Source organism: Massilia eurypsychrophila (assembly GCF_002760655.1).
In the GTDB taxonomy this organism is placed as follows: Bacteria; Pseudomonadota; Gammaproteobacteria; order Burkholderiales; family Burkholderiaceae_D; genus JAFCUW01.
Genome location: NZ_PDOC01000002.1, coordinates 531,856 through 558,839, shown reverse-complemented (window position 1 = coordinate 558,839; position 26,984 = coordinate 531,856). Strand labels below are relative to the sequence as shown.

Below are 26,984 nucleotides of genomic sequence, written 5' to 3'. Positions count from 1 at the left end.
GCGCCGTCCGGCCAGTGCTAGAATACAGCGCTGCTTTTTTAACCAAGTCAAAATCAATAATGGAGTAACCGTGTTCATTTCTAACGCTTATGCACAAACCGCCGGCACCGCCGCAGACCCGGGAATGATGGGCAACCTGACGACCTTCTTGCCTCTGGTACTGATGTTCGTGGTCATGTATTTCCTGATGATTCGCCCGCAGCAGAAACGCGCGAAAGAACAGCGCTCCATGATGGACGCGCTCGCCAAGGGCGACGAAGTGGTGACCGCCGGTGGCATTCTCGGCAAGGTTTCCAAAGTCAACGACACCTACGTGACGGTCGAAATCGCCGCCAACACGGAAATTGTCGTGCAAAAGAACTCGATCACGACGCTGTTGCCGAAGGGCACCCTGAAGTCCCTGTAAGCCTGCCGGGCGGCCGCCGCGCCGCCTACGCCTGCTCACCTCGAACGCTGGAACATTATGAATCGCTATCCCCTCTGGAAATATATCCTGATCGCCGTCACACTGGTGCTCGGTGCGCTGTACACGGTGCCGAACTACTTCGGCGAGTCGCCTGCGTTGCAGGTGACGACAGGCAAGACAACCGTCAAGGTGAACAGCGCCACCACCGAGCAGGTGGCGGCGGCGCTGAAGCAGGAAGGCATCACGCCGGACCGCGTCGCCCTGGAGGGTGAAGGCAACAGCACCTCGGTGCGGGTGCGTTTCCCGACCACCGATGCGCAGTTCAAGGCCAAGCTGGCGCTCGAGCGCGACCTCAACCGCGACCAGACCGATCCCGACTATATCGTCACGGTCAACCTGGTCAAGAACACCCCGCAATGGATGCAAAGCATCCGCGCGCTGCCGATGAACCTGGGCCTGGACCTGCGCGGCGGCGTGCACTTCCTGCTGCAGGTCGACGCCAAGGCAGTGCTGGAAAACAAGATCAAGGGCATGCAGTCGAGCGCGCGCAGCATCCTGCGCGACAAGAACGTGCGCCACGCCGGCATCGAGCGCGTCGGCAACAGCCTCGAGATCAAGTTCCGCGACAACGAGACGCGCGCCAAGGCCAAAGACGCGCTCGGCAGCCAGATGCGCGACCTCGCGTTTGCCGACGCCGCCGACGGCACCGACCTGAAGCTGGTCGTCACGCTCAAGCCGGACGCGCTGAAGACCACGGTGGAAGAGGGCGTCAAGCAGAACATCGCCACCTTGTCGAAGCGGATCAACGAACTCGGCGTAAGCGAGCCGATCGTCCAGCAGCAAGGCCTCGAGCGCATCGTCATCCAATTGCCGGGCGTGCAGGACGTTGCCCGCGCGAAGGACATCATCGGCCGCACCGCGACCTTGGAAATGCGCATGGTCGACGAGTCGATCACGCCGGGCACCGAAATGTCGGCCACGATTCCGCTCGGCTCGGAACTGTTTACGGTCGGCACCGGCGCGCCGGTGGTGCTGTACAAGGAAGTGATCCTGACGGGCGAATACATTTCGAGCGCGACGGCGACGATGGACCAGAACCAGCAGCCGGCCGTGAGCCTGGACCTGAATGGCGACGGCGGGCGCAAGATGCGTGAAGCGACGCGCGAGCGCATCGGCAAGCGCATGGCGATCCTGCTCAAAGAAAAGAACAAGTATTCGGTGGCGTCGGTGGCGACCATCCAGAGCGAGCTGGGCAGCACGTTCCAGATCTCGAACATGGGCAGCGCCGAACGCGCCAATGAACTGGCCCTGCTGCTGCGCTCCGGCGCGCTGTCGGCGCCGATGGAATTTGTCGAAGAGCGCGTCATCGGCCCGCAGCTCGGCGTCGAAAACATCGCCAAGGGCCTGTACTCGACGGTTTACGGCTTTATCGCGATTGCCGTCTTCATGATTGTCTACTATCACTTGTTTGGCTTTTTCAGCGTGCTGGCGCTGGCCTTCAATGTGCTGTTCCTGGTGTCGCTGCTGTCGATGCTGCAGGCGACCTTGACCTTGCCTGGTATCGCCGCCATTGCGCTGGCGCTCGGTATGGCGATCGACGCCAACGTGCTGATCAACGAGCGTATCCGCGAGGAGTTGCGCGGCGGCGCCACCCCGCAGGCGGCCATTGCGGCCGGCTTCGATCGCGCCTGGGCCACGATTCTCGACTCCAACGTCACCACGTTGATTGTCGGTGTGGCGCTGCTGTTGTTCGGTTCCGGTCCGGTGCGCGGCTTCGCCGTGGTGCATTGCCTGGGCATCCTGACGTCGATGTTCTCGGCCGTATTCGTGTCGCGCGGCGTGGTCAACTTCTGGTATGGGCGTCAGAAAAAACTGGGCAAAATTTCCATCGGCACTGTGTGGACGCCCGGTGTGGTCTCCATCAAGAAGTAATTAGAAAGAGGATTCAAGATGGAATTTTTCAAGATCAAGAAGGATATTCCCTTCATGCGCCACGCGTTGATTTTCAACGTGATCTCGGCGGTGACGTTTATCGCGGCAGTATTCTTCCTGTTGCACAAAGGCCTGAATCTGTCGGTTGAGTTTACCGGCGGCACGGTGATGGAACTGCAATACCCGCACGCGGCCGACCAGGAGAAAATCCGTGGTTCGCTGCGCACGCTCGGTTACGAGCATCCTGAAGTGACCAGCTTCGGCACCGCGCAGAGCGTCATGCTGCGCTTGCCGAAGACGTCCGCCGGCGCCAGCGGTTCGGCCGCCGTGTTCAACGCGCTTTGCGCGGCGGAGGGCGGCGCGGGCAAACAAGTCGACACCATCACGCCGCAGGGCGATCATGTGGCCAGGACTGCCTGTCTCAACGCCAAGGGCGAAGAAGCGGTCATCCTCAAGCGGGTCGAGTTCGTCGGCCCGCAGGTCGGCGATGAGCTGATGCAGAGTGGCTTGAACGCGCTGGTGATGGTGATCATCGGCGTGATGATCTACCTGGCCATCCGTTTCGAATGGAAATTCGCGGCATCGGCGATCATCGCCAACTTGCACGACGTCGTCATTATTCTTGGCTTCTTCGCTTACTTTCAGTGGGAATTCTCGCTGACGGTGCTGGCGGCAGTGCTGGCGGTGCTCGGGTATTCGGTCAACGAATCGGTTGTCGTTTTCGACCGGATTCGCGAGAACTTCCGCAAGCAGCGCAAATCGACGGTGACGGAAGTGATCGACAGCGCCATTACGAGCACCATTTCGCGCACCATCATCACGCACGGCTCGACCCAGATGATGGTGCTGTCGATGCTGTTTTTTGGCGGCCCGTCGCTGCATTACTTTGCCATCGCGCTGACAATCGGCATCTGTTTCGGTATCTACTCGTCGGTATTTGTCGCCGCGGCGATCGCGATGTGGCTGGGCGTCAAGCGTGAAGACCTGGTCAAACCGGTCAAGGAAAAGGACGAGACGGACGGCGCCGTCGTATAAGCGCAAGCCGACCGGATCAAGTGAAAGGGCAGCGCAAGCTGCCCTTTTTTGTGCCGCGGAGGGTAAGCAGAAATTTATGCGCTTGTGTGGGCTATCGCACAGATGGCAAAAAGATGGCGAACTATAGTGGAGCTGTCTCTTTCAGGACATCCCTAGTTTTGGACTTCGGCCCGCTCAAATAGAGCGGGCATTTTTTTTGTCCGGACGGTTTGTTGCTGGCGGGGTTAGGGGATGCGGGCAATGGGCGACGCGCCTGGCGCGCCGCGTGTTAGAACAGGGCGGCGGTGAGGCTGCGCACTTCTTCGGCCGATTCCTCGAGAATCGAGGCGAGCGTGCCTTCGCCGGTGACGAAGTCGATGGTGGCGGCCGACTGGCGCGTGGTGGCGCCGGCGCGCGAGTGCAGTGGCGAGTCGAGCGGGGCCAGGTCATTGGCCAGCATCAGCGTGTCGCCCAGCGTTTCCGGCGGCAGCGCGCGCAGGCCGCGCCACATCGCTTCGATCGCTTCCATTACCGTGCCTGGCACGCCGAGCTTGGTCAGCACGCCGCGACCGATGGCCATTTCGCCATGTTCGATCCAGTCCTCTGGCTCGCCGTCCAGCAGGCCCGGAAACTCTTCGGCGCGCGACAGCAGGTAAAAGCCGCCGACTTCATGGACGATGCCGGCAAACAGCGCCGTATCCGGATCGATGTTGGTCACGCGCCGGGCGATCACCTGCGACAGCGCAGCCACGTGGGCCGAATGCTGCCACAGCTGGTCGGCCTTGGCGCGCAGGTCGGGACGGGTGATCTTGCTGTCGAGCTGGCGCACGATGACGGCGGCGGCCAGCGCATTGAGCGTGCGAAAGCCGACCCGCTTGACAGCGGCGCCGACATTGGTGACGTCGTTGCCGAAGCGGTTGTAGGCCACCGAGTTGGCGATGGCGACAGTGCGCGCCGCCAGCAGCGGTTCGGCCTGGACCAGCCGCGCCGCCTCGTCGATGTGCAGGTCCGGATCGCCCAGCGCCCGCTGCAGCTTGAGGGTGGCGTCGACGTTGGTCGGGAAGGTGAGATCGCCGCGTCCAGCCTGGGCGGCAATGCTTTTGAAGGCTTCGATTCTGTCCATGGGAAAAATTATACTCCCAATAGTTGGGCAGAAACACGCCAAAGCGTTCTCAAAAGCATCTTTTTGTTATGCCGCCTGGCTTGCATCAATGCGCGCTGAAGATCGCGTCACAGCCGTCCTGCGGCGCTTCGGTGTCTTTCAGTTCATCGACCAGGCCCAGGTCTTCGAGTTCCTCGATCGCGTTCATGTAGCTGTTGACCTTGGTCGCACCGATCAGGCGGTAGATTTCGCCGGCCTCGTTGCGCACGCCGACGAGCATCTTTTCCTGGCGCACTTCGTCGGCGGAGGCGACGTTGAGCAACAGGTTTCCGATGATCTGTTTGTCAATCTTGGCCGGCGTGATGCCGTCGAGCAGGGCGGTTTTCATTGTTTTTCCTTTGGTGTGGGCGGGGAGGGAGCGGCGCTGGCATCGGTGATCATCTGCTTCAGGCGCGACAGGGCCGAGTCGATCGCGTCGAATTCGGCGTCGCTGCACGAGGCGAACAGCTGCTTGCCGTGCGCTACGACGGCGGGGAATACCCGCTCGAACAAGGCTTCGCCGCTGGCGGTGAGGCTGACGAAAAAGGAGCGCTTGTCGTCGCCGCTGCGCTCGCGCACGACCAGGCCCTTCTGTTCGAGTCGGTCGATGACGCCGGTCAGCGTGCCTTTGGTAATCAAGGTGCGCTCGCCAAGTTGCTTGTACGTCATGCCGGCCGTATTGCCGAGGGTAGCGATGATATCGAACTGGGCGTGCGTGAGCCCGCACTGGCGCACCGAGTCGCCCGAAAAGCGCTCGAAGCCCTGCATGCACTCCGCCAGCAAGCGGACACTGCGTAAGTATCGTTCCCCCATAGACCGTGATTATAGCTGGCGGCGCCCTTTGCCGGCGGCGCCGGTTCGCCTTTTGGGCCCGAGACAGTTACCATATGACTATTTCGGCCGATCGTCGCCTCGCAAAGACCCTATGACCCATCAGTTCCGCGGCATCCTCGCCTTGCTGCTCGTCACTCTCGTGTGGGGCACCACCTTTCCGGCGATGAAGGACCTGACCGTGTATTTTTCGCCGGTGTGGATCATCTTCCTGCGCTTCGCCCTGGCGGCGGTGCTGCTGGCGCCGTTCCTGTACAAGGCCGGCCGCGACGACCTGGTGTCCGGCGGGCTGCTCGGCGTGCTGCTGTTTTTCTGCTACGTGTTCCAGGTGGAAGGGCTGGCGCTGACCACCTCCAACCGCAACGCCTTCATTTGCGGCCTGAACGTGCTGGTGGTGCCGCTGCTTGGCGTGGTCGCCGGCAAGATGCCGGAAAAGCGCATCGCCTACGCGCTGCTGCTGGCCATTGCCGGCCTCACTGCGCTGTGCTGGGACGGCGGCGCGTGGGGGCGCGGCGACACGCTGGCGCTGGTGGGCGCGTTCGCGTTCGGCGTGTACATCAAGATGATGGAATTTCGCACCCGCCGCGCGTCGCGCCTGATGACCTTGACGGCGGCGCAGATCGTGACGGTGGCGCTGTGCGCGGCGCTGTGGCTGCTGGCGCGCGAGGTGCCGCGCTCCACCATCGACGCCGGCAACGACTTCGCCAACTACTGGACCTATATCGCGCAAGGCATCGGCCAGCACGGCATCAACCTGGCCTACCTGGGCGTGGTGGCGACCGCCGCCATCATCTCGCTGCAGGGCTGGGGCCAGGCGCGCAGCACGGCCAACGAGGCGGCGGTAATCTATGCGTTCGAACCGGCGGCGGCGGCGTTTTTCGCCTTTTTCTGGCTAGGCGAAACGCTCACCGCGCGCGGCTGGATGGGCGCCGTGCTGCTCATCGCCGGCATGATCGTCAGCCAATGGAATGCGGCGCCGCGGCCGGCCGCCTCGCTCGCGCCCGAATAAATGACAGCATTTTCCCAGTCCGATGGCGCACCCTGACCTCGCCCGCCTGGCGCAGGAAGCGCCGCTGCGCGTCTTGCTGGTCAATGCCGGCCAGCCCGACGCGCTGACCTGGTCCGGCCTGTACCAGCCGCTGCGGCTGGCGGCCAAGCTGCTCGGTCCCGAGCGGCTGCACGTCGATGTGCGCAGCCCCGACAAGTTCGGCGCCGACGCCTTGCGCCACTGGCACCTGGTGCTGCTGGTGGCCGACGAGTCCGAGGCGGCGCTCAAGCCTGCCGCCATGCGCACCGTGATCGAGCGTGCGCGGGTGGCGCCGTTCTGGGGTGGCGTCGGCGCCGGCGTGCTGTGGCTGGCCGACGCGGGCGTGCTCAACGGCGTGCGCGCCGCCTTGCCGTGGGCGCTGTATGCCGACGTCGACATCAAGGCTGATCACGCCGTCTTCACGCCCAACCTGTACGAGTTCGATGGCGCCCGGCTCACCTGTTGCGGCGGCGCGGCCAGCATCGACTTCGCGCTGACGCTGGTCGAGCACGTGTTCGGCGCGGCGCTGCAGGCGCAGATCAAGGAAGCGCTGTGCATCGACCGCGTGCGTGGTGCCGAGGAGCGCCAGCGGGTAGCGTTGCAGGCGCGCTTCGGCGCCTTGCAACCGAAGCTGAGCGAAGCGGTGACGTTGATGGAAGCGAACATCGAAGAGCCGCTGTCGACCGACGACATCGCCGGGCTCGTCGGGCTATCGCGGCGCCAGCTCGAGCGCCTGTTCAAGCAATACCTGGGCAGCCTGCCTTCGCGCTACTACCTCGAGTTGCGGCTGCAGCGCGCGCGCCAACTGCTACTCGACACCAACTACTCGATCGTCCAGGTCGGGCTGATGTGTGGATTCTCGTCCGGCTCGCACTTCTCGACCGCGTTTGGCGCCCTGTTCGGCCACACCCCGCGCGAAGAGCGCCAGCGCCGCCTCACCGCCTAAAACAATCGGGGTCAGACCCGTTTAATCGATCGAAAATCCGCGAAACGCCATCTATAAAACGGGTCTGACCCCAATTCTTTAGACGTGGCCGGGAAGTTACATCCCCCTCACGCAGGCGCTCCAAATGGACTGGAAAATAATTGGGGTCAGACCCGTTTGATTGATGCCCAAGTCACGCGCACGCCGATTATCAAACGGGTCTGACCCCAATTGTTTTCAATTGTTTTAAAGCTCAGGCCGCGTGGAGTGGGCGTGCGAACGATTGATGCGGATCGAATGTTGCTATTTAAGATCCGTCTAGGGTGACTTCTTCTTACTCTGCCATTCTGCGAGCTCCCATGCCACGTCAACCCCGTCCGGTCGCTGCCGATGTCCCTCTGCATATCACCCAGCGCGGAAATAACCGGTTGCGCTGTTTCTTTGAGGACGATGACTACCGCGTCTACCTCTACCTGCTGCGTGCCGCCTCCCTTCAAGCTGAGTGTCGAATCCATGCCTATGTGCTGATGAGTAATCACGTTCACCTGCTGGTCTCGCCCAAGGATGAGCTAGGCCCAGCTCTGATGATGAAGTCGCTAGGCCAGCGCTACGTGCAATATGTTAACCGGCGGTACGCGCGCACCGGCACGCTATGGGAAGGCCGATACCACTCTTGCCTGGTGCATTCGGAAACCTACTTGATGGTGTGCCAGCGCTACATTGAACTCAACCCGGTACGCGCCGGCCTGGTCGCGGCCCCTGCTCTTTACGCATGGTCCAGCTATCATCACAACGCCCATGGCCCGTCCAGCAAACTGGTGGTCCAGCACGAGCTCTACGGACGCCTGGGACAGGACACGGCGTCCCGGCAATCCGCCTACCGCGCGCTGTTCGATGAGCTTATCGATCCGGAAATCTTCCGCCGGGTGCGCAAGGCGACGAGGGGGAACACGGCGCTCGGCGCGTTTGGTTCAGAACAACCGTATTCGCTGCTAATGGGGCGATTGGCAGCGCCCAACCCGGTCGGCCGGCCGCGCAAAGGCTGAGCAGCCGAACAAAAAACGGGTCTGACCCTGTTTTAGAGGAAATTGCCACAGAAACCGGGTCTGACCCTGTTTTTGAGGAAATTGCCCAGAGACCAAAAATGAAAATGGTTGTCGCAGTTTGAAAAGAACTTTGTTGCATGCTTTCCTATAATGGGGCAACCGCCCAGCTGTTCCAGCTCGGGCAAACCCCTAACATTGGATGAGGAATGCCATGAACGCAAAGCTTGATTCGGCTGTCACCACGCGGCCCGTCACACGCCAGACTTTCGACGAAGTACTGGTGCCGACCTATGCGCCAGCGGCCATGGTGCCGGTGCGCGCCAGCGGACTCGACTTGTGGGACCAGGCCGGCAAGCATTACCTCGATTTCACCGCCGGCATCGCCGTCACCAGCCTCGGCCATGCCCACCCGGTGCTGGTCGACGCCCTCACCAAGCAGATCAATACACTGTGGCACCTCGGTAATGGCTACACCAACGAGCCAGTCCTGCGCCTGGCGCTGGCGCTGACCGAAGCCACCTTCGCCGACCGCGCCTTCTTCTGCAATTCCGGCGCCGAAGCGAACGAAGCGGCCCTGAAGCTGGCGCGCAAGTACGCCCACACCAAGTTCGGCCCGCACAAATCGCGCATCGTGTCGTGCCTGTCGTCGTTCCACGGCCGCACGCTGTTTACCGTGTCGGTCGGCGGCCAGCCAAAATACACCGAAGGCTTCGAGCCGCTGCCGCAAGAGATCAACCACATCCCGTACAACGACGTGGCCGCCGCGCTCGCCGCCATCACCGACGATGTCGCCGCCGTGATCGTCGAGCCGATCCAGGGCGAGGGCGGCGTCATTCCCGGCGATCCGGCATTCCTGAAGGCGCTGCGCGAACGCTGCGACGCAACCGGCGCGCTGCTGGTATTTGACGAAGTGCAGTCCGGCGTCGGCCGCACCGGCGCGCTGTACGCCTACATGGAATGCGGCGTCACGCCCGATATCCTGACCTCGGCCAAGGCACTCGGCAACGGCTACCCGATCGGCGCCATGCTGACCACCAACGCCATCGCCGAGCACTTCGGCGTCGGCACCCATGGCACCACCTACGGCGGCAACCCGCTCGCCGCGACGGTCGCCCTGAACGTGATCGACACCATCAACACGCCGGCCTTCCTGGCGCGCGTGAAGGACGCGAGCGTCAAGCTGTTTGCCAACCTGACCAAGCTGGCGGCCGACTATCCGCAACTGTTCGGTCAGGTGCGCGGCTCGGGCCTGCTGATTGGCCTGCCGGTTGCCGAGGCATTCGCCGGCCGCGCCAAGGACTACACCAAGGCTGCCGAAGCGCTCGGCCTGATGCTGCTGATCGCCGGCCCGGACGTGATCCGCCTGGCGCCGGCGCTGATCGTGTCGGACCAGCAGATCGCCGAAGCCGACCGCATCATGCGCGCCGCCGCCGACGCCATCCTGGCCGCAGCCTGATCCCGGCAGCGCGGCACGCACCGTCTTCACTTAAGGAAGTCACCATGCATGTTGTCCGTCCGGCGGAGCTGTCCGACATCGCGGCCCTCGAAAAGCTGGCCGCGGTGACGATGCCGGGGGTCCATACGCTGCCGAAGACGCGCGAGAAAATCGCCGCTTCGGTGGAGCGCTCGATCGCCTCGTTCGCCGCGCACGTGGACATCCCCAGCGAAGAATCCTATTTGTTCGTGCTCGAGAACCAGGCCACCGGCGAGATCGTCGGCACCGCCGCGATCTACGCGTCGGCCGGTTCGAACGGCACCTACTTCTCGTTTCGCAACGACGTCATCCAGCAGGTCTCGCGCGACCTCAATATCAGCCACAGCGTGCACGCGCTGACCTTGTGCTCCGAACTGACCGCGTACTCGCAACTGTCGGGCTTTTACGTGCAGGGCCGCGAAGCGGCGGGCGTCGAGGCAGCCCTGCTGTCGCGCGCGCGCCTGCTGTTCGCCGTGCTCGCGCCGCACCGCTTCGGCGACCGCTTCTTCGTCCCGCTGGCCGGCGTCACCGACGCCAAAGGGTCGTCGCCGTTCTGGGACGCGCTCGGCCGCAAATTCTTCAAGATGGATTTTCTCGACGCCGAAAAAGTCATCGGCGGCGCCCGCAACCGCACCCTGATCGTCGAACTGATGCCGCACTATCCGGTGTACGTGCCGCTGCTGCCGGGCGACGCCCAGGCCGCGATGGGGCAGATTCACCCGGACGGCGAACTGGCCTTCAACCTGCTCACCGAAGAAGGCTTCGAGGCAGACGACTACATCGACATCTTCGACGGCGGCCCGATCCTGCAGGCGCACAAGAATTCGCTGCGCTCGTTTTCCGGCGCCGTGGTGCGCAGCGTGACGCTCGATGAGCGCGGCGGCGGGCGCGATGCGGCCGTCACCTACGCCATCGCCGCCAGCAGCGAGCAGAACTTCCGCGCCATCACCGCGGTGTGCCCTTCGGTCGACGCCAGCGACTGCGTGCACCTGCCGCAGGCCGCCATCGACGCGCTGATGGTGGCGCCCGGCGACAGCGTTATCTGCGTTAGAATCTGAAAGAGAACCATATGCTAGTCGTACGCGCCATCACCACGTCGGACCTCGATGCACTGTTAGAGATGGCCAGCCAGGTCGGCACCGGCATGACCACCCTAAAGCCCGACCGCACCATGTTGGGCGACCGCATCGCCGTGGCGGTGGCCTCGTTCGCGCAGACCATCGCCCCCGAAAAACGCGACTACATGTTCGTCATGGAGGACACCTCGAGCGGCCGCATGGCCGGCGTGTGCGCCATCAAGGGCGCGGTCGGCCTCACCGAGCCGTTTTATAACTACCGCATCGGCACGCTGGTGCACTCGAGCCGCGAACTCGATATCTTCACCCGCATGGATACGCTGTACCTGTCGAACGACCTGACCGGCTCGACCGAACTGTGCTCGTTGTTCTTGCATCCGGACTACCGCATCGGCAATAACGGCAAGTGGCTGTCGAAAAGCCGCTTCCTGTTCATCGCCCAGTTCCCGCACCTGTTTACCGAAAAGCTGATCGCCGAGATGCGCGGCTTCCAGGCCGAAGATGGCAGTTCGCCCTTCTACGAAGGACTCGGCCGCCATTTCTTCAAGATGGACTTCGACCACGTCGACGATCTCACCGCGCTGGGCAAGAAGTCGTTCATCGCCGAACTGATGCCGCGCCAGCCGCTGTACGTGGCCTACCTGCCGGACGACGCACAGTCGGTCATCGGCATGGTCCACCGCAGCACCGCACCGGCGCGCAAACTGCTCGAGCAGGAAGGCATGCATTTCGAGGGCTACATCGACATCTTCGATGCCGGCCCGGTGCTGCAGGGGCGCGTGTCCGAGCTGCGCGCGGTGCGCGACAGCATGCTGGTGGCCGCCAGCGAAGGCGTGGCCACGGCCGACGCCGAACAGACCCTGATCTCCAACACCGTGCTGCAGGACTTCCGCATGATCGTCGCGCAGTCGACCCCGACAGGCGGCAGCGTCTCGCTCAGCGCCGCCCAGCTCGCGCTGCTCCATTGCAGCCACGGCGACCCGCTGCGCACCCTGCCACTCAATGTAAGGAAAAACACCCATGTCTAATCTCTCCAATTACATCGGCGGCGAGTGGCTGCCCGGCGGCGGCATTGAACTGGTGACGATCGATCCGTCCACCGGCCGCCAGACCTGGTCGAGCAACGAGTCGACCGCCGACGACGTGCGCCGCGCCGCGCAGGCGGCCAGCGCCAGCTTCGCGCAGTGGGCGGCGACGTCGTTGGAACAGCGCATCGCCGTCTGCACCCGCTTTCGCGACCTGCTCAAGCAGGACGCCGAGCAGCTGGCGCAGATCATCGCCGAGGAAGTCGGCAAGCCGTTGTGGGAAGCGCGCACCGAAGTGGCCACCATGGCCAACAAGGTCGACATCTCGGTGCAGGCCTACGCCGCGCGCACCGGCGCCAGCTCGGCCAGCGTGGCCGACGGCACCGCCGTGCTGCGCCACCGTCCGCATGGCGTGTTCGGCGTATTCGGCCCGTATAACTTCCCCGGCCACCTGCCGAACGGGCACATCGTGCCGGCGCTCATCGCCGGCAACACGGTGGTGTTCAAGCCGAGCGAATACGCGCCGCGCACCGCCATCAAAACGGTCGAACTGTGGCAGCAGGCGGGCGTGCCGGCCGGCGTCATCAACCTGGTCAACGGAGGGCGCAATACCGGCATCGCGCTCGGCCAGCAGCCGCTGCTCGACGGCGTGCTGTTTACCGGCAGCTGCCAGACCGGCGTCGCACTGCACAAGCAGTTCGGCGGCCAGCCCGGCAAGATGCTGGCGCTGGAAATGGGCGGTAACAATCCGCTGGTGGTGTGGGATGTGCTTGACGTCGACGCGGCGGTCCACCACGCCGTGATGTCGGCGTTTATCTCGGCCGGCCAGCGCTGCACCTGCGCGCGCCGCCTGATCGTGCAGGACACGCCGGCCGGCGCCGCCTTCATTGCGCGCCTGGTCGAAGTGGCCGCCACGCTGACGGTCGGCCCGTCGAACGCCGATCCGCAACCTTTCATGGGCCCGGTGGTGTCGAACGCGGTCGCCACGATGCTGGTGCAGGCGCAGGCAGCCATGGTCGCCAAAGGCGGCGTCACGCTGCTGCAGATGCGCCAGCCGGATGCGAACGCCGGCTTCGTCACCGCCGGCATCGTCGACGTCACCGACGCCACGGGTATCCCCGACGAGGAGTGGTTCGGGCCGCTGCTGCAGGTGATCCGCGTGGCCGACTTCGATGCCGCGGTGCGCGCTGCCAACGCCACCGAGTTCGGCCTCGCCGCCGCGTTGCTGTCGAACGACGCGGCGCTGTGGCAGCGCTTTAGCGAGCAGGCGCGCGCCGGCATCGTCAACTGGAACCGCCCGACCACCGGGGCGGCCAGTTCGGCGCCGTTCGGCGGCATCGGCAAGTCCGGCAACCACCGCCCGAGCGCCTACTACGCGGCCGACTATTGCGCCTACCCCGTGGCGTCGATCGAAACGAGCGACCTGGCGATGCCCGCCAAGCTGTCGCCGGGCCTGACCTTCTGACACGGAAAAATCGGATGCAAACTGCACGCGAATACAACTTCGACGGCCTGGTCGGCCCCTCGCACAACTACGCCGGACTCTCGTTCGGCAACGTGGCCTCGTTCAGCAACGTCAAGAGCGCTTCCAATCCGAAGCAGGCTGCCTTGCAGGGCCTTGCCAAGATGCGCGCGCTGGCCGCGCGCGGCTTCGCCCAGGCGCTGCTGCCGCCGCACGCGCGTCCCAACTTTCGCCTGCTGCGCCGCATCGGCTTCACCGGCACCGACGCCGACGTGCTGGCGCGTGCCTGGCGCGAGGCGCCGGCGATCCTCGCCTGCGCCTATTCGGCCTCGCCGATGTGGACTGCCAACGCCGCCACCGTCAGCCCGTCGGCCGACAGTTTCGACGGCCGCACCCACTTCACCAGCGCGAACCTGAACAACAAGCTGCACCGCGCCGAAGAACACATCCAGTCGACCCGCACCTTGCGTGCGCTGTTTGGCGACGAACGCCACTTCGCCGTGCACGACGCGCTGCCGTCCACGCCAGCCTTCGGCGACGAGGGCGCCGCCAACCACACCCGCCTGGCGGCCAGCCATGGCGCCAGGGGCGTGCAGCTGTTCGTCTATGGGCGCGTCGAATTCGACCCGTCGGCGCCGGCGCCAAAGCGCTATCCGGCGCGCCAGACGCTGGAGGCGTCGCAGGCGATCGCGCGCCTGCATGGCCTCGATGCGGCGCGCACCGTGTTCGCCTCCCAAAATCCCGACGTCATCGACCAGGGCGTTTTCCATAATGACGTCATCGCGGTCGGCAACGGCAATGTGCTGTTCTATCACGAGCAGGCGTTCGCCGACGAATCGGCGGTACTGAACCGGCTGCGCGCGGCGATGATTGGGGTCGGCGCTGAACTCGATGCGGTGCGGGTCGATACGCGCGCGGTGCCGGTGGCCGATGCGGTGACCAGCTACCTGTTCAACAGCCAGTTGCTGACCAAGCCCGATGGCGCGATGGCGCTGGTGGTGCCGCACGAGTGCCAGGAAAACCAGGCGGTGTCGCGTTATCTTGAACAGCTTGTGGCCGGCGACGGCCCGATCGATGAACTGATCGACTTCGACCTGCGCCAGAGCATGCGCAACGGCGGCGGGCCTGCCTGCCTGCGCCTGCGCGTGGCGCTGACCGACGCCGAGGCGCAAGCGATGCACCAGGGCGTGGTGATGACCGAGGCGCTGTACGCGCGCCTGGTGACCTGGGTCGAAGCGCATTATCGCGACCGCCTCGAGCCGAAGGACCTGGCCGACCCGCAGCTGGCGATCGAATGCGCGCAGGCGCTGGAGGACCTGCAGCGCATCCTGGGTTTGCCCGGACTGTACGATTTGTCGTAACGCCGGCACGCGCCGTTTGATTACGCTGACGTTAGCTGTTCTAATATCGGCAGCGTCGATTTTTCGACTTATATTTTTGGACCGGCCACCCCGGTCTGCCTGTAGATCGCCCAGCGCGTGGCCACAAGCCGGCGCGTAAGCGAAGCAACAACACTCTCGATTGGAGAAGTAAAGATGAAACAGATGCCACAAGACTTGCGTACGCAGACTCTCGACCTGGTAAATGCCAACCAGGGCGCCGGACCGGCCAGCCAGGTATCCGCGCTGGTCCAGGCCTGGCTCGGATCGCTCGACGAAGAGGACCTCGCCGGCACGTCGCCCGACAGCCTGGCGCCGGTCTTGTGGGCAGGTTTCACCGAAGCGGCGCGGCGCGAAGCGCCCGGCTGCGAGATCGTCCAGCTGCGCTACTCCGACGGGCGCGGCGGCATGGCCACCGCACTGTTGATCCTCAACGACGACATGCCCTACCTGGTCGACTCGATCGTGATGGCGATGCGCAAACAGCGCGTGGCCGTGGCCGGCGTGATGAACGCCGTGCTGCCGGTGCGGCGCGATGCCGCCGGCGTCGCCGTCGCGGTTGGCGAAGAGGGTGCTCCGCTCGAGTCGTACGTCTTGTGCCTGCTGTCCGAAGACCTGGCCGCCGACGAACTGGCCGCGCTGGTCGAGCGCCTGCAGATGGTGGCGCGCGACGCCGCCGTGGTGCGCCGCGATTCGGTCGCGATGGCCGACCGCCTGACCGCCGTCGCCGCGCAGGCCGCCGCGCACGGCGGCACCGGCCTGGAAGTGGCCGCTTTTCTCGAATGGGCCAAGAACGAAGGGTTCGAACCGTTCGGCTACGCCTACTACGTCGTCAAGCCGGGCGAGCGCGAACTCGAACGCGACATCCCGAGCCGCATCGGCGTGCTGCAGGATACGACGCATCCGGTGTACGGAACCTGCCTGGCCAACATCCCGGGCGACTTCGATACGCTGTCGCGCCGCGCCGACACGCTGTCGATCGTCAAGGCCGACGTCGAAGGCACGCTGCACCGCGACCAGCCGCTCGACTTCATCGGCGTGCGCAACACCGACACCCAGGGCAATATCCTCGGCGAGCACTGCTTCGTCGGCCTCTTCACCCGCGCCGCCACGGCCACCCCGCTGGCACGCCTGCCGTATGCGCGCGGCCGCGTCGCCAAGGTGCTGAATTTGGCCGGCGTGCGCCAGGAAGGCTTCCGCGCCGAGAAGTTCCTCGAGATCCTCGAATCGCTGCCGCGCACCGAAGCGCTGGAAGCCGATCCGGAATGGCTGGCGCAGGTATGCAGCTCGGTCGTGTCGCTGTACAAGCAGCCGCGCGCGCGCGTATTCGCCCGCCGCGACGTCTATGCGCGCCACCTGAACGTGCTGGTCTACCTGCCGCGCGAGCGCTACAGCGCCAGCGTCGCCGCCAGCCTGGCCAACGCACTGAAAGAAAGCTCGGGCGCGCGCGAAGTGCGCTCGCAAACCCTGGTCGCCGACGGCCCGCTGGCGCGCGTCTACCTGATCGCCCACGCCGCCCGCAATCCGCTCGACCTCGAGTCCGACATCCAGCGCCCGCTACTGTCGGTGCTGGACGGCTGGCACGACACCTTCGCCGCGTTGACCGACAGCGTCACCGACGTCGCCGCGCGCGGCAGCCTGCGCAAGCTGTGCGCCACGCTGCCGGTCAATTACGTCTCCGCCACCGCGCCGGCAGTCGCCTTCCGCGACCTCGGCGCGCTGCTGTCGAACGGCCAGCCGGGCCACGTCTCGGTGCGTGTCGAAGCGAACAACGCCGACGAAGGCGGCGGCGCTTCGATCCGCCTGTATTCGGCGGCCAGCGTGCCGTCGCTGTCGCGCATTTTGCCGGCGCTGCACAACGCAGGCGTGGCGATCGACCGCGAGCAGACCTTCGCCATCAACCTGGCCGACGGCAGCCGCCATTACGTCACCAGCCTGTCGGTCGATGCCGCCAGCGCCGTGAAACTGGCCAGGCCGAACGTGGTCGCCGTCGCCGAAGAGCTGTTCGCGTCGCTGTTCAACGACGAAGCCGAAGACGGCCGCCTGAACGGGCTGGCCATCGAAGGCGGCCTGCGCATGCGCGAAGTGCAGCTGGTACGCGCCTACATCAGCTACTGGCGCCAGACCGGCGCCAAGTTCTCGGTGCGCTACATCGCCGACACCTTGCGCCGCCAGCCGATGCTGGTCAAGGAGCTGGTCGACGGCTTCCTGCTGCGCTTCGATCCGTCGCTCGGCGACGCCCAGCACCAGGTCGGCGCCGAACAGATCGCCGGTGTCAAGAAGCAGCTGGCGTCGGTCAACCACGCCGATACCGAGGAAATCCTCGCCGCGCTGGTCGACCTGATGCTCGCCACCGTGCGCACCAACTACTTCCAGAACGCGCAGGCGGGCGACAAGATCATCTTCAAGTTCGACACCAGCAGCCTGGCCTTGGTGCCGGAGCCGCGTCCATACCGCGAGATCTTCGTGTTCTCGCGCCGCTTCGAAGGCGTGCACCTGCGCGGCGGCCCGGTTGCCCGCGGCGGCCTGCGCTGGTCGGACCGGATGGAAGACTACCGCACCGAAGTGCTTGGCCTGGTCAAGGCGCAGATGGTCAAGAACGCCGTCATCGTGCCGGCCGGCTCGAAGGGCGGTTTTGTCTGCAAGCAGATGCCGCCGGACGCGGTGCGCGAGACCATCGCCGCCGAAGGAGAAGCCGTCTACCGCCTGTTCATCTCCAGCCTGCTCGAAGTGACCGACAACCGCGTGCGCGGCGCCATCGTGCCGCCTAACGACACGGTGCGCTACGACCAGGACGATCCGTACCTGGTTGTCGCCGCCGACAAGGGCACCGCGACGTTCTCCGACATCGCCAACGGCATCGCCGTGCAGCGCGGCTTCTGGCTGGGCGACGCCTTTGCGTCGGGCGGCTCGAACGGCTACGACCACAAGAAGATGGGCATCACCGCCAAGGGCGCGTTCGAAGCGGTCAAGCGCCACTTCTACGAGATGGACCACGACATGAACACCACCCCGATCACGATGGTCGGCGTGGGCGACATGTCGGGCGACGTGTTCGGCAACGGCGTGCTGCTGTCGCGCCAGCTGAAGGTGCTGGCCGCGTTCGACCACCGCCACATTTTCCTCGACCCGGCGCCGGACGTCACCGTGTCGTTCGCCGAGCGTGAGCGCATGTTCGCGTTGCCGCGCTCGTCGTGGGAAGACTACAACAAGGCCTTGATCTCGCCAGGCGGCGGCGTGTTCCCGCGCAGCGCCCGCTCGATTGAGCTGTCGCCGCAAGTGCGCGCCGCGCTCGACATCGCCGAGACCGCGCTGGCGCCGGAAGAACTGATGCACCGCATACTGCTCGCGCCCGTCGACTTGTTCTACAACGGCGGCATCGGCACCTATATCAAGGCGTCGACCGAGACCGATGCCCAGGTCAAGGACCGCGCCAACGACAACATCCGCGTCGACGGCAACCAGCTGCGCTGCATGGTGGTGGCCGAAGGCGGCAACCTGGGCGCAACCCAGAACGGGCGCATCGAGTTCGCGCTGGCGGGCGGGCGCATCTTCACCGATGCGATCGACAACTCGGCCGGCGTGGATTGCTCCGACCACGAGGTCAACGTCAAGATCTGGCTCGACACCGAAGTCAACGCGGGCGAACTGACGGCAGCGGACCGCAACCGCATCCTCGGCGAGATGACCGGCGATATCGAGCGCCTGGTCCTGCGCGACAATACGCTGCAAACCCACCTGCTGGTGCGCGAAGTGCAGGCGCAGCTTGACCCTGCGGTGGTCGACGCGTACGCCGCACTGATCACCAGCCTGGAGGCCGAAGGCGCGCTGTCGCGTGAACTCGAGCAGCTGCCGACCGACACCGAGCTGGCGCGCCGCAAGGCCAACGGCATCGGCCTCACCGCGCCTGAACTGGCGGTGGTGATCGCCAACGTCAAGAACCGCTTCAAGCGCCTGCTGGCGGCCTTGCCGCTGACCGGCGAAGCGTGGGCTGAGCCGGTGCTCAAGCCGTATTTCCCGGCCCAGCTGGTAGCCACCCGCAAGGCGCTGGCGCACCCGCTGGCCAATGCGATCCTGGCCACCGTGCTGGCCAACGAAGCGGTCAACCGCTGCGGTCCGTTGATGATCCGCAACCTGGCGATCGAAGTCGGCGTCGACGAGACCGAGGTCGTCAAGGCCTGGGGCCAGGCCTGGTCGGCATTGAACCTGGCGCCGATCTTCGGCGCGCTCGACGCCGACGCCATGAACGTGCCGCGCGCGGTCTCGATCAAGGTCGATCAGCGCACCCGCGTGCTGTTCAAGGCGGTGCTCGAAGGCGTGCTATCGGTGGCCGTCGGCCAGGGCGGCGGCATGGAAGAGTTGTCGCGCCTGTTCGCCGATCCGGCCATGCTGCAGCAGATGGCGCCAAGCCACGCCGACGCCGACTCGCTGCCGGACCTGCCGGTTCCATTCAGCCAGGCGTGGAAGTCGGTCGATGCGATCGACTCGGTGGCCAGCTTCGTGTTTGCGGCGATGTCGGTGCAGCGTCCGGCCGGCATGTCGCTGTCGCAGTTCCTGCAAGTGGGGATGGCGCTGCGCGGCCAGGCCGGCATCGACACGCTCGAGCGCGGCCTGAAGCTGGCGCCGCACAGCAAATCCCAGGAGCAGCTGCGCAACTACGCGATGCAGGCACTGCGCCGCACCCAGCAACGCCTGCTGATGCAGGTTCTGACCAGGTCGAACGGCGGCAGAGAGCCGCTCGAGGCCGTCGGCGCGGTGACGCACGCGATGGGCCTGGCCGGTTACGCCGAGCCGGCTGACCTCGAGCAGGCAATGCTCGACGTCTGGGCGCTGTCGGAAGCGACCAGCGCCGCCGCAGCGTGATGGAGACCGTGCCGCCGGCAGTGCGCCAATTGGCGTCTGCCGATTTCAGCGAGCTGGCGCGGCGCTTCGAGCAAGCCGGTTTTGCGGTGACGATGCCGGCCGCCGGCATCGTCACGCTCAAGGCGCCGCCTGGCGGCATGCGCACCAGCGTGCTGGTGTCGGTCGGCGTGCACGGCGACGAGACCGGGCCGATTGAGGTGCTGGCCCATGTGCTCGACGCGCTGTCGCGCCAGCCGGCGGCGCTGGCGGTCGACCTGATGGTCTGCGTCGGCAATATCGACGCCATCGCCGCCGGCAAGCGCTTCATCGACGCTGACCTGAACCGCATGTTCCGCGCCCAGCGCGGCAGCCTGGCCGGCGCCGCCGAAGCGGCGCGCGCCGACGTCATGGTGCAGGCCACGGCCGATTTCTTCGCCGGCGCAGGGCCGGTGCGCTGGCACCTCGACCTGCACACCGCGATCCGTCCGTCGGAATACCCGACCTTCGCCGTGGTGCCCGAGCTGATCGCCGACGGGCCGAAGGCCGCGCTGATCGAGTGGCTTGGCCAGGCGGCGATCGGCGCCATCATCCTCAATCCGCAATCGGCCGGCACCTACAGCTACTACTCGGCCGAACACCATGGCGCTGCCGCCAGCACGGTGGAGCTGGGGCGGGTTGGCACGCTGGGCCAGAATGACCTGAGCCAGTTTGCCGATGTCGACCGCGCGCTGGCCGGCCTGCTGCGTGGCGCCGACCTGCCGGCGGCAGCAGCGGCGCCGCATGTGTTCAAGGTGGCGCAGGAAATCATCAAGCTGAGCGACGACTTCAAGATGGCGTTCGGACGCGAGACGCGCAATTTCACGGCGCTGGCGGCAGGTGCGGTGATCGCCACCGACGGCGACACCACGTACCGGGTGCAGCACGCGCAAGAGCTGGTGGTGTTCCCCAATCCCGACGTGCGGGTCGGCCTGCGCGCCGGCCTGATGGTGGTGCGCTCAGCATAATTGGCGCCTGCGCGGTAGACTACCGGTTCGACCCAGAACCGGAGTTCCCGTGAGCCTGCTTTTCTCCCCCATTTCGCTCGGCCCCCTGCAGCTTGAAAACCGCATCGCCATTGCGCCGATGTGCCAATACTCCGCCGACGAAGGCCTGGCCACCGACTGGCACATGATCCACCTCGGCCACCTGGCGCTGTCGGGTGCGGCAATCCTGTTCCTCGAAGCGACCGCGGTGACGCCGGAGGGCCGCATCTCGGCGCGCGACCTGGGGCTGTGGTCGGACGACCATGCCGCCGCACTGGCGCCGGTGCTCAAGGCGATCCGCCGGCACTCGCCGATCAAGTTGGCGATCCAGCTCGGCCACGCCGGCCGCAAGGCGTCCAGCGCGGTGCCATGGGAAGGCGGCGCCAACATCGCGCCCGGCGACGGCGGCTGGCAGACGGTGGCGCCTTCGGCGCTGCCGCATGCGGCCGGCGAGAGCGCGCCGCATGAACTCGACGCGGCCGGCATGGGGCGCATCCTTGACGGCTTCGTCGATTGCGCGCGCCGCAGCCATGCGCTCGGCTTCGATGCGATCGAGCTGCATTCGGCGCACGGCTACCTGCTGCACCAGTTCCTGTCGCCGCTGTCGAACGTACGCACCGACGAATACGGCGGCTCGCTGGAAAACCGCATGCGCTTTCCGCTCGAGGTATTCAAGGCGGTGCGCGCGGCGGTGCCGGCGGAGATGACGGTTGGCGTGCGCATCTCTGCGACCGACTGGGTCATTGGTGGCTGGGACGTCGAGCAGAGCGTGATTTACGCACAGGCGCTCGAACGGGCCGGCTGCCACTTCATGCATGTCTCCAGCGGCGGCGTCTCGCCGCTGCAGAAGATCCCGGTCGGTCCCGGCTACCAGATCGAGTTCGCCGAACGGATCAAGCGCGAGACCGGCATGCCGACCATCGGCGTGGGCATGATCACCGAGGCGGGGCAGGCCGAGGCGATCCTCGAACAGGGGCAGGCGGACATGGTGGCGCTGGCGCGCGCGATGCTGTTCGATCCGCGCTGGCCATGGCATGCCGCCGCCGAGCTGGGGGCGCAGGTGCAGGCGCCGCCGCAGTACTGGCGCTCGCAGCCGCGCGAGTACAAGGACTTGTTCGGCGCTACGCGCCTTGGCCAGCGGTAGACACACAGCCACCCGACGGCTTTTTAGCCAACGTATGCAGATTCGACGCAAGCGCTGTGCGGCCTGTACCCCGTTTTTTGCAGTTCGTCGCAACGAACCATCGGCCAAGATAGGCTTTTGATAATGTGCAGGCAGTGGCGCAATGACACCACTCCTCTCCACAACAAACAAGGGTCCATCATGCGTTCACTGCTTACCGTCGGCTGCCTCCTCGCCCTGTCGGGCTGCGCCATCATCGTCACCGGCAACGACGACATCCAGGTCAAATCGGTCTTCAGCAGCAATGCCATCGCCGGCAACGGCGTCCAGGCGCAGGACGTGCGCGCCATCAGCGCCGCTTCGGCGATCGACGTGCGCGGCCCGCTGGAAGTGAACCTGCGCGTCGGCGCGGCGCCATCGCTGATGGTGGAAGCGGACAGCAACCTGCTGCCGATGATCCGCACCGAAGTCGTTGGCGGCACCTTGCGCATCTGGGTCGAAGGGAACGTCCGCAGCAACAGCAGCCTGCGCGTGACGGCGTCGATGCCGGCGCTGTCGCAGGTGACGACGTCCGGATCGGGGCGAATGACGATCAGCGAACTGAATGGCGCGCCGCTGGCCTTCATCAAGAGCGGTTCGGGCGTGGCCAATCTGTCGGGCCGCGTCAGCCGGCTCGACTTCCAGCATAGCGGCAGCGGTCACGTCAACGCCAGCGCGCTGCAGACCGGCGATGCAAACGTCAATCTGAGCGGCTCTGGCCGGATGAGCCTTGGCCAGGTGCAGGGCAGCGCCTTGAGCGTCAACGTGCACGGTTCCGGTTCGCTGCAAGCCAGCGGCGCGGTGGCGTCGCTGACGGCGCGGGTGACCGGTTCGGGCGGCGTCAACCTGGCGGCGCTGACCAGCGACCAGGCCGACCTGGTCAGCAATGGCTCGGGCGACATTTCGGCGCGCGTCAAGCGCACCCTGGTCGCCCAGAGCAACGGCTCGGGCACGATCACGGTCTACGGCAACCCGGCCCAGCGCGACGTCAGCGGCAAGCGCGTGCTGATGCTGAACTGACGCCCGCCAGGCGCCGGCAGGTGTGGGAATCGTCTGAAAAAGATGTGCATAAGTAAAAGCATATGGTCATATAATCGCTAGGTTTTTGGCGGTTGGCCCATCGTTGGCCGCTTTTATCGAATGCCACTCGAGGACAACTCCGTGAACCTGACACTCGGCCAAAAGCTGACTCGTACCAAACCCACCGAACGCGTCGCCGAGCAAGGCCATGCTCCGGCGGCCGGCCGGCTGGGCCGCAGCATGGGCCTGTTCCCGCTGACCATGATCGGCGTTGGCGCCACCATCGGCACCGGCATTTTCTTCACCATGGTCGAAGCAGTGCCGAAGGCCGGCCCGTCGGTGATTTTGTCGTTCATGCTGGCGGCGATCACCGCCGGCCTGACCGCGCTGTGCTACGCCGAACTGTCGTTCCGCATCCCGGCGGCCGGTTCGTCGTACTCGTTCGCTTACGCCACCGTGGGTGAGTTTGCCGCCTTCATCATGGCCTTTTGCCTGCTGCTCGAATACGGGCTGGCGGCCAGCGCCACGGCGATCGGCTGGTCCGACTACCTGAACAACTTCCTGACCAACGCGGTCGGCTGGCAGATACCCGAAGCGTTGCGCACGCCGATGGTGGTGTCGACGCCGAACGGCGTGCAGTTCAATCCCGGTCACGTCAACCTGCCGCCGATCCTGCTGGTGCTGCTGTGCGGCGCCTTGCTGATCCGCGGCACGCGCGAATCGGCCGCCACGAATGCGGTGATGGTGCTGATCAAGCTGGCGATCCTGGTGTTTTTTGTCGTCATCGCGTTCTCCGGCTTCGACATCGACAATTTTCATCCGTTCTTCAACGGCGCCACCAGCCACGGGGCGGGCGGCATGGTCGGCGTGACGGCGGCCGCGGCGACGGTGTTCTTTTCGTTCATCGGCCTCGATACCGTGGCGACCGCCGGCGAAGAAGTGCGCGATCCGACCCGCAACGTGCCGGTGGCGATTTTGTCGGCGCTGGTGATCGTGACGGTGTTCTACATGCTGGTGGCGGTGGCCGCGGTCGGTGCGCAGCCGGCGCACATGTTCGAGGGCCAGCAGGCCGGACTGTCGGTGATCCTGCAGAACGTCACCGGCAAGTCGTGGCCGGCGCTGGTGTTGTCGGCCGGCGCGGTGATCTCGGTGTTCAGCGTGACCCTGGTGACGATCTACGGCCAGACCCGCATCCTGTACGCGATCAGCCGGGACGGGCTGATTCCGAAGGCGTTCCAGAAAGTGCACCCGCGCACCTTGGCGCCGGTCGGCAACACCGTCATCGTCTGCATCGCGGTCGGTATTGTCGCCGGGCTGGTCGATTCGACCTTCCTGTGGGACATGGTCAGCATGGGCACGCTGACGGCGTTCATCGTGGTGTCGATCGCGGTGCCGGTGCTGCGCGCCAAGGAAGGAGTGTCGCTGACCAAGGGCTTCCGCGTGCCGTTCGGGCCTTACCTGGTGCCGGGCATGAGCATCGCCGCCTGCCTGTACCTGATGTACGGGCTGTCGATGACCACCTACCGCGTGTTCGCGGTGTGGATGACGGTGGCGGTGCTGACGTATTTCATCTACGGCATTCGCAATTCGCGGTTGAACAAGGCGGCCGCATAAGCGCATTCTCGGCAGCGGTTCCCGCCTGCGCGGGAACGACAGGGTAGCGATATATCTGTTGTCATCATTCAGCCACGCCACCGCCCGGTCGCGTGGCTTTTTGTTGTGCGGTACAGGTTAGCGTGCCGAGGTTAGACCCCAGCTTCTGTCCGGCGTTTCCTCAAAACCAGGGTCAGACCAAAATGTTACTCGTCGAAAGTCGTCCCCGGCCGAACAACAAACGGGTCTGACCCTGTTTTCTAGGCATCGGCGTTACTTGGAAAACAGGGTCAGACCCCATTGTTGTTCGCCAAAAGGCCGCGGTATCCGAAGAACAAACGGGTCTGACCCTGGTTTTCCGGCACGAAAAAAGCCACGGGACGTTGCGGTCACGTGGCTTTTGTCGTTCGGCGACGCCGACTGGCGCCGCGGCGGCGATTACTCTGCGTTCATTTCTTTCAGCAGGTTGTCGGCCTTGTCGACGTGCTTCATGTTCCACAGCATGTAGCGCACGTCGACCTGGATGTCGCGCGTGTTGGCCTTGTTGAAGTCCCAGTCGGAAATGATCGAGTCGAGCGTGCCGTCAAACGCCAGGCCAATGAACTCGCCCTTGCTGTTGAGCGCTGCCGAACCGGAATTGCCGCCAGTGATGTCGAGCGTGGCCAGATAGTTGACCGGTACCGACTTGAGCGTCGGATCGACATACTTGCCGAAGTCCTTGGCCTTGATCGCCGCCAGCTGGTTGGCCGGTGCGTTGAACTCGCCTTCGCCGGTTGCCTTCGCCGCCACGCCCTTGACGGTCGTGAATGCGGTCCAGGCGCCAGTGCCGTCGGCGCCATGGGCGCGGCCGGCAACTTTGCCGAAGGTGACGCGCAAGGTGCCGTTGGCGTCCGGGTAGACCGCCTGGCCTTTGCTGTTCATGTAGGCAATCTTCGCTTTCATGTAGCTGGCGTAAGCTTGCTGCAGCTTGCCGCCCAGCTCTTCGTCTTCCGCTTCACGCTTCAGGCCGCCGTCGTACATGGCCACCGCGGCCTTGATGAACGGGTCGTTGCTGGCCTTGAAGTCGGCCGGGGTCTTCTTCAGCCAGGCGCTGCGCTGGGCGGCGTCGTTCAAGGTCGTGGCCGAGTACATACGGTCGAGCATGGCGGACAGGTCAACTTGCGACATGCCGTCCTTGATGCCCATCGCGGCGTCGAAGTTGGCGTTGCGCATCGCTGCCGGCTGGGCGGCGTACTTGGTCAGGCTGTTCATCACCAGCGCCTTGTCGACTTTCGGGTCGTAGGTGCGGTCGATGGCGGCCACGCCGGAGGCGAAGCGCGGCAGGTCGCGTTCCTGGTAGCCACCTTTGCGCTCGACGTTCGGCTTGGCGCTTTCGTTGGCCAGGCGGTACAGCGAACGGGCCGTATTGAGCAGGCGCGGCGACGACGACATCAGGTAGTAGTCACGCTTGGCCAGGCCGTCGCGCTCGGCGATAAGTTTTTCGACCAGCTCGATGTCGGCGGCGTACTCTTTCTGGCGCGCCGGATTGCTATTGACCCACGCCTTCATGTCGGCGTGTTCGCGCGTCTTGCGTGCCAGGAAATCGCTGCCTTCGTAGCTGGTCAGCATGCCCTTGCGGTTCTTGTAGTAGTTGTTGACGCTGGCAACCTGGCCGGCGTACTTGAGCTTGACGCCCGGATCGTTCTTGGTCTCGCGCTCGATGATCGCCAAGGTTTCGCCGGACGACTTGATGAACGCAGGGTAGTTCCAGTCGAACGTCGACGCCACTTCCGACGGCAGGCGGTGACGGTTGGTGCGGCCAGGGTAGCCCAGCGCCATGATGAAGTCGCCTTCCTTGACGCCTTCCTTGGCGATCTTCAGGAAATGCTTCGGTGCGTACGGCACGTTGTCCTTGGAGAAGTCGGCTGCCTTGCCGTCGCGGCTGACGTAGGCGCGGTAGAAACCGTAGTCGCCGGTGTGGCGCGGCCACATCCAGTTGTCGGTATCGCCGCCGAACTTGCCGACGCCGGACGGTGGCGCGTGCACCAGGCGCACGTCGCGGATCTCGAGCTGCTTGATCAGGTAGAACTCGAGGCCGCCGTAGTAGCTGGCCACGGTGCAGCGGTGCCCAGGATCTTTTTCGCACTCGGCAACGATGCTCTTCTCATTTTTTTCCATCGCATCGACGCGCGCCTTGCCGTTCAGCTTGGCGACGTCCGCGGTGACGACCTTGGTGCTGACGTTGCTGACGTCCTTGGTGACGAACACGCGGCTGCCAGGCGAGGCCGGCAATTCTTCAGCGAGATTCTTGGCCAGGAAACCATTGGCCAGCAGGTCGCGCTCCGGCGTCGAATTGACGGCGATGCTGTTGTAGACGCAGTGGTGGTTGGTCGCGACCAGGCCCTGCGGCGATACGAACGATGCCGAGCAGCCGCCCAGGCTGACGATCGCGCCCATCGGGAATTCGGTCAGCTTGGTGAGGGTTGCCGGATCCAGCTTGAGGCCGGCGGCTTTCAGTTGCTTCGCTACTTGTGGCAGCTGCTGCGGCATCCACATACCTTCGTCGGCGTAGGCGGCGGAGGTGCTCAGGATGGCGAGCGTGAGGAGAGTCTTTTTCATTCGTATCGG

20 protein-coding genes are annotated in these 26,984 nt (G+C 65.1%); 16 read left to right on the top strand and 4 right to left on the bottom strand.

All coding sequences use genetic code 11. The features are described 5' to 3' along the window. Window positions 1-124: 124 nt before the first annotated feature. From yajC to secF, 3 genes are read left to right on the top strand one after another with little or no spacing between them, the layout of a single operon-like run. Complete coding sequence (yajC, locus tag CR105_RS05450; RefSeq protein WP_229413636.1) at window positions 125-406, top strand: preprotein translocase subunit YajC; 282 nt, start codon at window positions 125-127, stop codon at window positions 404-406. A 57-nt stretch (window positions 407-463) separates the two neighbouring features. Further along, window positions 464-2,338: a protein translocase subunit SecD gene (gene secD / locus CR105_RS05445; protein WP_099787393.1), complete on the top strand. Its 1,875-nt coding sequence runs from the start codon at window positions 464-466 to the stop codon at window positions 2,336-2,338. 18 nt (window positions 2,339-2,356) lie between these two features. Next, window positions 2,357-3,373 carry a protein translocase subunit SecF gene (gene secF / locus CR105_RS05440; protein WP_099787392.1) on the top strand — a complete coding sequence of 339 codons (1,017 nt, stop codon included), beginning with the start codon at window positions 2,357-2,359 and terminating at the stop codon, window positions 3,371-3,373. A 268-nt stretch (window positions 3,374-3,641) separates the two neighbouring features. Here secF and CR105_RS05435 read toward each other — a convergent pair whose 3' ends face one another. The 3 genes from CR105_RS05435 to CR105_RS05425 all read right to left on the bottom strand — a co-directional run bounded on the left by CR105_RS05435 (window position 3,642) and on the right by CR105_RS05425 (window position 5,261). Then, entirely contained in the window at window positions 3,642-4,475 is an 834-nt protein-coding gene (locus CR105_RS05435; protein WP_099787391.1) for an HDOD domain-containing protein, read from the bottom strand. A gap of 85 nt (window positions 4,476-4,560) precedes the next feature. After that, window positions 4,561-4,842, bottom strand: a complete 282-nt coding sequence (locus CR105_RS05430) for a hypothetical protein (RefSeq protein ID WP_099787390.1) — start codon at window positions 4,840-4,842, stop codon at window positions 4,561-4,563. After that, complete coding sequence (locus CR105_RS05425; RefSeq protein WP_229413635.1) at window positions 4,839-5,261, bottom strand: MarR family winged helix-turn-helix transcriptional regulator; 423 nt, start codon at window positions 5,259-5,261, stop codon at window positions 4,839-4,841. The genes CR105_RS05430 and CR105_RS05425 overlap by 4 nt, the downstream gene beginning before the upstream one ends. 157 nt (window positions 5,262-5,418) lie before the next feature. Here CR105_RS05425 and CR105_RS05420 point away from each other — a divergent pair, with 157 nt between their 5' ends. The 13 genes from CR105_RS05420 (at window position 5,419) to CR105_RS05360 (ending at window position 24,398) form a co-directional block, all read left to right on the top strand. Then, entirely contained in the window at window positions 5,419-6,333 is a 915-nt protein-coding gene (locus tag CR105_RS05420; RefSeq protein WP_099787388.1) for a DMT family transporter, read from the top strand. 22 nt (window positions 6,334-6,355) lie between these two features. Beyond that, a complete protein-coding gene (locus CR105_RS05415; protein ID WP_099787387.1) occupies window positions 6,356-7,297 on the top strand; it encodes a GlxA family transcriptional regulator in 942 nt (313 codons plus the stop codon). Window positions 7,298-7,635: 338 nt separating this feature from the next. Beyond that, window positions 7,636-8,322: a transposase gene (locus tag CR105_RS05410; protein WP_099787386.1), complete on the top strand. Its 687-nt coding sequence runs from the start codon at window positions 7,636-7,638 to the stop codon at window positions 8,320-8,322. A 211-nt stretch (window positions 8,323-8,533) separates the two neighbouring features. Beyond that, window positions 8,534-9,778 (top strand): acetylornithine/succinylornithine family transaminase, encoded by a 1,245-nt coding sequence (gene astC / locus CR105_RS05405; RefSeq protein ID WP_099787385.1) that lies wholly within the window; start codon window positions 8,534-8,536, stop codon window positions 9,776-9,778. Window positions 9,779-9,822: 44 nt separating this feature from the next. Beyond that, the gene (locus CR105_RS05400) at window positions 9,823-10,854 is read left to right on the top strand and encodes an arginine N-succinyltransferase (protein ID WP_099787384.1); all 1,032 of its coding nucleotides are present in this window, start codon (window positions 9,823-9,825) and stop codon (window positions 10,852-10,854) included. An 11-nt stretch (window positions 10,855-10,865) separates the two neighbouring features. Then, complete coding sequence (gene astA / locus CR105_RS05395; RefSeq protein ID WP_099787383.1) at window positions 10,866-11,900, top strand: arginine N-succinyltransferase; 1,035 nt, start codon at window positions 10,866-10,868, stop codon at window positions 11,898-11,900. Further along, window positions 11,893-13,362, top strand: a complete 1,470-nt coding sequence (gene astD / locus CR105_RS05390) for a succinylglutamate-semialdehyde dehydrogenase (protein ID WP_099787382.1) — start codon at window positions 11,893-11,895, stop codon at window positions 13,360-13,362. Before astA ends, astD begins: the two co-directional genes overlap by 8 nt. A gap of 14 nt (window positions 13,363-13,376) precedes the next feature. Next, entirely contained in the window at window positions 13,377-14,720 is a 1,344-nt protein-coding gene (gene astB / locus CR105_RS05385) for an N-succinylarginine dihydrolase (protein ID WP_099787381.1), read from the top strand. A 174-nt stretch (window positions 14,721-14,894) separates the two neighbouring features. Then, window positions 14,895-19,601 carry an NAD-glutamate dehydrogenase domain-containing protein gene (locus CR105_RS05380; RefSeq protein WP_099787380.1) on the top strand — a complete coding sequence of 1,569 codons (4,707 nt, stop codon included), beginning with the start codon at window positions 14,895-14,897 and terminating at the stop codon, window positions 19,599-19,601. Then, window positions 19,601-20,584 carry a succinylglutamate desuccinylase gene (locus CR105_RS05375; RefSeq protein WP_099787379.1) on the top strand — a complete coding sequence of 328 codons (984 nt, stop codon included), beginning with the start codon at window positions 19,601-19,603 and terminating at the stop codon, window positions 20,582-20,584. Before CR105_RS05380 ends, CR105_RS05375 begins: the two co-directional genes overlap by 1 nt. A gap of 49 nt (window positions 20,585-20,633) precedes the next feature. Continuing rightward, window positions 20,634-21,746 carry an NADH:flavin oxidoreductase/NADH oxidase gene (locus CR105_RS05370; protein ID WP_099787378.1) on the top strand — a complete coding sequence of 371 codons (1,113 nt, stop codon included), beginning with the start codon at window positions 20,634-20,636 and terminating at the stop codon, window positions 21,744-21,746. Window positions 21,747-21,926: 180 nt separating this feature from the next. Continuing rightward, a complete protein-coding gene (locus tag CR105_RS05365) occupies window positions 21,927-22,784 on the top strand; it encodes a head GIN domain-containing protein (RefSeq protein WP_099787377.1) in 858 nt (285 codons plus the stop codon). A 141-nt stretch (window positions 22,785-22,925) separates the two neighbouring features. Further along, window positions 22,926-24,398, top strand: a complete 1,473-nt coding sequence (locus CR105_RS05360) for an amino acid permease (RefSeq protein WP_099787470.1) — start codon at window positions 22,926-22,928, stop codon at window positions 24,396-24,398. A 417-nt stretch (window positions 24,399-24,815) separates the two neighbouring features. On the opposite strand, the gene CR105_RS05355 is transcribed toward CR105_RS05360, so the two are convergent. Further along, entirely contained in the window at window positions 24,816-26,975 is a 2,160-nt protein-coding gene (locus CR105_RS05355) for a S46 family peptidase (protein ID WP_099787376.1), read from the bottom strand. Window positions 26,976-26,984: the final 9 nt, after the last annotated feature.

Bases quoted from the DNA above. Each gene is read 5' to 3' on its own strand.
- astB (WP_099787381.1), top strand. From the start codon at position 13,377: ATGCAAACTGCACGCGAATACAACTTCGACGGCCTGGTCGGCCCCTCG.
- CR105_RS05425 (WP_229413635.1), bottom strand. From the start codon at position 5,261: ATGCAGGGCTTCGAGCGCTTTTCGGGCGACTCGGTGCGCCAGTGCGGG.
- astD (WP_099787382.1), top strand. From the start codon at position 11,893: ATGTCTAATCTCTCCAATTACATCGGCGGCGAGTGGCTGCCCGGCGGC.
- CR105_RS05435 (WP_099787391.1), bottom strand. From the start codon at position 4,475: ATGGACAGAATCGAAGCCTTCAAAAGCATTGCCGCCCAGGCTGGACGC.
- CR105_RS05400 (WP_099787384.1), top strand. From the start codon at position 9,823: ATGCATGTTGTCCGTCCGGCGGAGCTGTCCGACATCGCGGCCCTCGAA.
- CR105_RS05375 (WP_099787379.1), top strand. From the start codon at position 19,601: ATGGAGACCGTGCCGCCGGCAGTGCGCCAATTGGCGTCTGCCGATTTC.
- CR105_RS05355 (WP_099787376.1), bottom strand. From the start codon at position 26,975: ATGAAAAAGACTCTCCTCACGCTCGCCATCCTGAGCACCTCCGCCGCC.
- CR105_RS05430 (WP_099787390.1), bottom strand. From the start codon at position 4,842: ATGAAAACCGCCCTGCTCGACGGCATCACGCCGGCCAAGATTGACAAA.
- CR105_RS05420 (WP_099787388.1), top strand. From the start codon at position 5,419: ATGACCCATCAGTTCCGCGGCATCCTCGCCTTGCTGCTCGTCACTCTC.
- CR105_RS05415 (WP_099787387.1), top strand. From the start codon at position 6,356: ATGGCGCACCCTGACCTCGCCCGCCTGGCGCAGGAAGCGCCGCTGCGC.
- CR105_RS05410 (WP_099787386.1), top strand. From the start codon at position 7,636: ATGCCACGTCAACCCCGTCCGGTCGCTGCCGATGTCCCTCTGCATATC.
- CR105_RS05365 (WP_099787377.1), top strand. From the start codon at position 21,927: ATGCGTTCACTGCTTACCGTCGGCTGCCTCCTCGCCCTGTCGGGCTGC.
- secD (WP_099787393.1), top strand. From the start codon at position 464: ATGAATCGCTATCCCCTCTGGAAATATATCCTGATCGCCGTCACACTG.
- astC (WP_099787385.1), top strand. From the start codon at position 8,534: ATGAACGCAAAGCTTGATTCGGCTGTCACCACGCGGCCCGTCACACGC.
- astA (WP_099787383.1), top strand. From the start codon at position 10,866: ATGCTAGTCGTACGCGCCATCACCACGTCGGACCTCGATGCACTGTTA.
- secF (WP_099787392.1), top strand. From the start codon at position 2,357: ATGGAATTTTTCAAGATCAAGAAGGATATTCCCTTCATGCGCCACGCG.
- yajC (WP_229413636.1), top strand. From the start codon at position 125: ATGATGGGCAACCTGACGACCTTCTTGCCTCTGGTACTGATGTTCGTG.
- CR105_RS05380 (WP_099787380.1), top strand. From the start codon at position 14,895: ATGAAACAGATGCCACAAGACTTGCGTACGCAGACTCTCGACCTGGTA.